The sequence below is a fragment of the Paenibacillus woosongensis genome, from assembly GCF_009725165.1.
GTDB lineage: Bacteria > Bacillota > Bacilli > Paenibacillales > Paenibacillaceae > Fontibacillus > Fontibacillus woosongensis.
This window is the reverse complement of the sequence record NZ_WNZW01000043.1, coordinates 1-507: the sequence shown is the minus strand read 5'-3', so window position 1 is coordinate 507 and position 507 is coordinate 1. Positions and strand designations below refer to the sequence as shown.

Annotated in this window: 1 rRNA gene; it reads left to right on the top strand. The window is 48.5% G+C overall.

Annotation, left to right across the window (positions count from 1 at the left end):
- The first annotated feature begins 5 nt into the window (after positions 1-5).
- Positions 6-122, top strand: a 5S ribosomal RNA gene (gene rrf / locus GNP95_RS25535).
- Positions 123-507: the final 385 nt, after the last annotated feature.

Here is a 507-nt window from a genome sequence, read left to right as displayed (position 1 = left end):
ACATGTTTGGTGGCAATGGCGGAGGGGTTCCACACGTACCCATCTCGAACACGACCGTTAAGCCCTCCAGCGCCGATGGTACTTGGACCGCAGGGTCCTGGGAGAGTAGGACGTCGCCAAGCAACGTTAGAAGCACTGCTGATCTTTGAATCGGCAGTGCTTCTTTGTTTTCTTTCAAGTGTTGTTTGCATGGCATCAAACCGTTCTTACGGACAAGAGATCCGCTAAGGCTGTTTTTATGCAAAAGTCGGCATGCCAACGGACACAGAAGGCGCTATTCAGTGGAAGTGCTCGTCGGAACCATGGATTTTACATCAATAGGATCCCTTGTGTCCGTTAGGTCCAGAAAAAGCAGCATTTTTGCGAAATAGCGGAACTAATGCAGCTAGAATAAAAAGTGGACACCAGTTAACGGACTGGAGATAATGAGACCAACGGAGGTGTGTCCACATGGGCGATCAAAGACAACGGTATAACGAAGAGTTCAAAAAACAAACGGTACGGTTC